Source organism: Vibrio sp. V43_P6S15P86, assembly GCF_009904725.1.
GTDB classification, from domain to species: Bacteria; Pseudomonadota; Gammaproteobacteria; order Enterobacterales; family Vibrionaceae; genus Vibrio; species Vibrio diabolicus.
In genome coordinates this window covers 1-5,478 of the sequence record NZ_WXWT01000047.1, presented here as the reverse complement: position 1 = coordinate 5,478, position 5,478 = coordinate 1, and the positions used below count along the sequence as shown (strand labels likewise).

Below are 5,478 nucleotides of genomic sequence, written 5' to 3'. Positions count from 1 at the left end.
TATCGGGTTCACTTTCTTAGCTAACCCTATCGCATTTTCTGCATAGGCGTGACAATCGGCGATCGAGTTGCACCGTTTAGTCGGACGTTCTAACAAATGGTAGCCAATAGAAACTGGCAAATTATCAGCGTCTTTCGTTATTAAATGCTCTAGGTCATCAAAGTCACTCGGCTGGTTCTCACTTGGACATAACCATCGCCCGTAGGCTGGCAAACCTTTTATGACATGGAAAAGCTCGCTCCTACTGGTAAACGTCCTTAGCCACTCAATCTGCGTCGAGAGCTGTGGTTGGTATAACGCCCCTCCGGCGAAAGCAACGGGAAGTGCCGTTTTAAGCGCGGCCTTAAAATCTGAAATTCGGCTTTCACTATGAACTCTAATAACTAAGTCTATCTCTAGGTCCGCCAATCGTTCACTACTAATGGTAGGTCGTTTCGCGTTTGAAACCGTTCTAGCTTTAGCGACCGAGTTAGGTTCGGTAAGCTTGGCTGTCGGTTGAATGTTCTCGCTTCGAACATAGAAAGAGAAACTCGAAAACTCAAACGTGGAATCACAATTAACTAGCTTATTAAACTCTCTTTGGTAGAGGTGCATAAACCCCCAAATAGCCGTCAAAGAAGGAGCACCACACAAATATGGGCTACTCATTGCGATCGCATCTTGCACCCTCATTGATGATAAATAGATATACTGCTCGCCCGTTACCTTATCTTGATTGCTAGTTGATTTACTGAGTTGTTCGAGGACCCATACGATTTGGGCTTTGACGACCTGCATAAGCTTAGGGTGGTAGGCAAACTTGGCGGCAAACTTATTATTTTGAAACGCGAGATGTAAGCGGCGGTTAAACTCACTAGATAAGGAACCCAGGTCTGATTCTGGTAGCACCAAAAAGGTCTGAACTAAAGTGTCATCATGTTCCAATTGCTGTTGATTGGGATCGGCATCAACGATATCTCTTAACTCAATTAAAGGAAGCATCCAAAGGGCTATCTGCTTTCGCAATATCTTACTTCTAACCTTGCGAGCACTCTCCCTCTGCTTTTGTGTTTTTGATGGTTCTGAACCAATTAGATGATTTAGCACCTGACAAATTTTGGTGTTAGTTACCTGATAGTCATCAAAGTAGTGGCCACTCTTTTGGCGACTCTCAGTTAACGTCCCACCCTGCGCGGTTTTAACGTCTAGCGGGTAGTTAAGGACTTTCATATGCCCACCTAAACTGCCACACAGGTTCCCGATACTTGCAGAGTTTGGCAGTGACGAAGACACAAAACGAAGCTTACTCTCCCGACTTCTAGATCTCACTTCTAACTCGCTCTGAATGGCATGGCTGACCACTGGGGTCACCGAAACATAATCATCCCCCCACGGAAACCGTAGTTGCTTACTGTAAGAACTGACACTATCGGGAAAATGATTATCAGGGAGCTGCTCTTCAATTGTATGTTTTAAGCGAGCAAGTGACTTAGCACTTAGACCGAATTCTTTGAGCAACTCAACCCAAACAGGACTTTCTTGCTGTATAAGTGAGAGAATGCATACGGGCCGTGATTGCCAACTAAAAGGGTTCAATAACCACAATGTGTGACGATACACTGTGGAGTTATGCGCCCACCCCAAGCGCTGCTCTAATACTCCGCTTGAAATGAATACCTCGGTTGTCGTAAGAGCCTGTACAAGTATCCGCTGATCTTTAACTCGACAGTCTGGAAACTTGAGATTATGAGTGTGGAACCATTTAATTTCATCAAGGGACGCCTCTAGGTTCTCAGCCGCTTTTAAATGCCTTTTAGCTCGGGCAACATCCAACCAATCCAAGCACCTATCTAATTTATGGTTTGAACTGAGATTGAGCAAGATCGTCAACGCTTCTTTTTCACACCCTTCAACACAGACGTCTTCCGTATAGGGCATGAACATCTTCTTTAGCGTAACCTGCTTTACTGCTTCGTCTTCGATTGCCAATAAGTCACTTAATTTCGTCATAATTACCACTCAGGTAGATACACACTTAAACCATCACTTTCAGAGCTCATTCGAGTCAGCTTTGTTTCGATGACGCTTCTCAGAGTAAACGCTGATTCGTGACTCGCTATCTTTGTATGCATTCGCGGCCTGATAGCGGCTTTGATCTCACCAAACTCATACAGCCGATATACCTCGTCTGTTGTACAAGAAAGCAATGTAGAAGCTTCAAAGGGGCTGAGCAGTACATCACCGATATTTCCTTTCTCGCTTGATGGAACTGTTGCCATGAGCTGAGTAAAGTAAGCTAACACCTGTGTCAGTACGGTATTGTGACTCAACTGCCGACTAGGTAACTGACGACAATCTTTAAGCAGAGCGCCAAAGGCTTCATTGAAAAACATCTTCTTCCAATCTTTTACTCGAACAAGTTCTGCCTTCTCTTTCAAGGTATCGAGGTCTTGCCACAGCTCCGTTGGCCAAGCGCAACAATATTCAACAAATGACTCAAAACTGAGGTCATCGATATCACCATAGCGATTTACATACCAAAGTAAAAAGCCATAGCGCTCGGATAACGTCATTTCCCCCGTCAGTGATCCCAAAGGTTTTGAACCATCTCCAGACAACCATTGAGAGACCAACACCTCAGCTTCTGGCGCATCCTCTACTGGCGAGCTTCGAAGTTCAAAACCACATTCACATTGGCTAATACTCTCGGTACTTTGGTATTCAAGTCTCGACTTACACTCAGGACAGTGATGAACCAGTTTACAGCCATGGTGTTCACAAGCTTGGTGAGAGATAAACTGCCACTGCTGGCGAATGTAGGGTGCTTCGTCAATACACATAGGACAAATAGGCGTGAAGCGTTTGCGAAGAAAAGCATAAGGGTAGTCAGAACCGAATCTATATAAAGCTTTATATTGCGGAGAGAATTGAGCTTTTGAATGTGATAATGCTAAGCGCAGTACACCAAAGTTATTGAACTTTAATTGGTTCTCAAGGTGAATAAGAACCCTCACCCGCATTTGGCTTGTTGTTTGCGCGTGATAGATATTGACTCGGTTGAGCTCTAAGGGGAAAGCGCCAGCAATCGCTTCATGCTGAACCATAGTGTCGAACCAGATGTCTTCAGCGAAATGAGAAAATCGCTCGTAGCCTAGTTCTTGCGATAAGCGCAACAAGAAGCTTTCAAGCGATTCATTTAGGTAAAGTTGAATGTCTGTTTCCACATGCCACCACTAAAACTTAGAGTTTCTAAGTTTTAGTATTGAAGATATTTCATATATTGCAACCATAGAAGCCGATGTGTTTTGCAAAAAATGCCTACGAACTCATCCAATATACGACAGAATTGCTTAGTGATCACAAACTGTGATGCGAACAATCTAAGAAGGTTCTGCCCCATTTCTTGATAGAGCATTTATTCAGTATCAGTTCGCGTCACTCATATCGCAGTACATTTGCTTATGGCTGACACCGCAGAGGCTATGCACACTTTAAAGCCGCTCTAACTCGTACTCAAATTGGCTCCAGTTTTCTTGCTTTTCTATCTCAAAAGGATCTAGAACACTTACTATCCCCAATTTAACAAATGATGAGTACTCATTGCCAAGTAACATCTCTCTCAACTCAGTTAGCGTTGAGACCCACTCATCATCAGAAGTGATTTCATCCTTTTCCACCATCAAATACCCATATCCAGTCAAAACCAGATGTAACCGTGTATCTTCGTCAACAGTTGATATATCAATTGCCTTTCTGACAAATCCATCAATATTGCCAATAAGGTAAGCTAAGCAAGCCTTCTCTTTCCTACTACCTTCCCTAATTTTTTTTCGCTCTTTTAGCCCAGAAACAGCAAATTCAGAAAGTAATAGATCTGAGCATATGCCTTTATAAAAAGGGTAGTGTTTGCAAATTATCTTTAGATTTTTTTCTTTCCAACTTTTAAAGAAAAAGCCCATCTATTTTCTCCCCTTACAGTTAATGTATGCCAGCATATTAAGAGTAGCAGTCATTTTTCTGCAGGTTCGGTGAAGTTGTCGTGATAAACTTATTGCATATCTGGTAAAATCGGAGGAATAACCATGGAATGGTCATGGACTATCTATTTTGTTCTACTCCCTATTTGTGTTGTCTTTAGTATGTTTAGTCGTGGTGCAATGAACGCTCAAAACGTAGCTAGGCATGGTCGTGATGCTGATTATAAAAAACACCCGCTATTAGCTATTATAGGTTCTTTATTTGGAGGAGGTGTCTGGGCGGCAATATTCACGACCGTTATTGGTTTTTTTCTATAGCCGCAAAGTTAGCACCAGTAATTTTGGACACTGAGATAAGTAAGCTTTTCCCTTCTAAAGCTGTTTCCCCTACATCTTCAGTTACTTCCGCGAGTAATCACGGTTTTCATACCGAATCACTTCAACTGAAATTAGGAGTAAATCTTTTTTCCTTATTTTCAATATCATATCTGTGGGACAACAATGAGGATCGTTATCAAAGTAACCCTGAGAAGGAATAAAGATATATTTCCCATCCTCCCAAGCTTGGTAGTGAATAAAATTAAGATCACTGATGATGGGAAAGCGTGCTTTAAAAAATGGATCTTCAACATAATGATTCAGTATATCAGGTGGTATGCCTAATATTGGCTCTTTAGTTGGTTCAATATAAAAGGCTTTTACGGAATATGCAAATAGCAGCATGAGTAACAGGCTAATTATCTGTTTCACTATTAGAATCTCCATCTACCTATGAGCCAATGTAAGGCTTAGCTTTAATCCGAGTGGGAACGCAATGTAAGACTTTGATATTCTTGTATTTTGAACAATTTTTCCATTCCGACTGCAAACGCTATGGTTTAGGGGCTGATGCTGAAATCGACCACAGCTGACAATGGTGACCTTCGATGGTTTGGGATACAAGGAATTATCTGAAAGACAGAAACAAACCTGTGGTCGTAACTCACAAATGCCCAAAAGCGTTTTCTTGATGCACTCCATTGACAATCAAGCCCTTATTGCCTCGTAGCGAAGTGTTATATAAGCGTTACCGCCGGTTGTTCTGTTTTAAGCAGGGTGTACTAAAATATGAGCCTGATGTATCTCTGCGTTCCACTCTTTCATTTCAGCAAGGAACAGGCCGTGATCGTTAATCGAATTAATTAGCTCCGGTGCGCGATCTAACTGGATAAGCATCGACAGTGGTGTTACTTGGTTGTGTTCTTGATCAAAACCGTGCTCGACTTGCTCCTCTAACATGTAAAGAATGCCAGGCTCCGCTTCGCCACCTTCTTCAAATAATCGTGACTCGATACCTTCTTCGTCATAAAGGTGTACGAGTAGGTTATAGAGCTTTTCAGCCCCGACGAGTTTCGTTTGATTCGATTGTGCGCTGAGTTGATGCAATCTCATTTCTAGGTTTCCGCCTTTTTTTCTCGCTACGCTGAGCATCAGTTTGATGTCTTTTTTGATATTCGATAAGGACTTATCGTTGAGCTTTGGC

At 42.4% G+C, this 5,478-nt stretch carries 6 protein-coding genes; 1 reads left to right on the top strand and 5 read right to left on the bottom strand.

Translation table 11 applies throughout. From position 1 onward, the window contains the following. The 3 genes from CAG69_RS02195 to CAG69_RS02185 form a co-directional block, all read right to left on the bottom strand. The coding region (locus CAG69_RS02195) for a type I-F CRISPR-associated protein Csy2 (RefSeq protein WP_237668020.1) at positions 1–1,989 on the bottom strand (1,989 nt) is incomplete at its 3' end. A 2-nt stretch (positions 1,990–1,991) separates the two neighbouring features. Beyond that, positions 1,992–3,203: a TniQ family protein gene (locus CAG69_RS02190; RefSeq protein ID WP_161442540.1), complete on the bottom strand. Its 1,212-nt coding sequence runs from the start codon at positions 3,201–3,203 to the stop codon at positions 1,992–1,994. Between the two features lie 267 nt (positions 3,204–3,470). Next, on the bottom strand, positions 3,471–3,938 hold the full coding sequence (locus CAG69_RS02185; RefSeq protein ID WP_161442538.1) for a hypothetical protein: 468 nt from the start codon (positions 3,936–3,938) through the stop codon (positions 3,471–3,473). Positions 3,939–4,061: 123 nt separating this feature from the next. On the opposite strand from CAG69_RS02185, the gene CAG69_RS02180 reads away from it, so the two are divergent. Next, on the top strand, positions 4,062–4,274 hold the full coding sequence (locus CAG69_RS02180) for a hypothetical protein (RefSeq protein WP_161442536.1): 213 nt from the start codon (positions 4,062–4,064) through the stop codon (positions 4,272–4,274). 81 nt (positions 4,275–4,355) lie between these two features. Here CAG69_RS02180 and CAG69_RS02175 read toward each other — a convergent pair whose 3' ends face one another. Then, a complete protein-coding gene (locus CAG69_RS02175) occupies positions 4,356–4,706 on the bottom strand; it encodes a hypothetical protein (RefSeq protein ID WP_146106789.1) in 351 nt (116 codons plus the stop codon). Positions 4,707–5,042: 336 nt separating this feature from the next. After that, on the bottom strand, positions 5,043–5,478 hold a 436-nt coding region (locus tag CAG69_RS02170; protein WP_161442534.1), incomplete at its 5' end, for a DUF2913 family protein.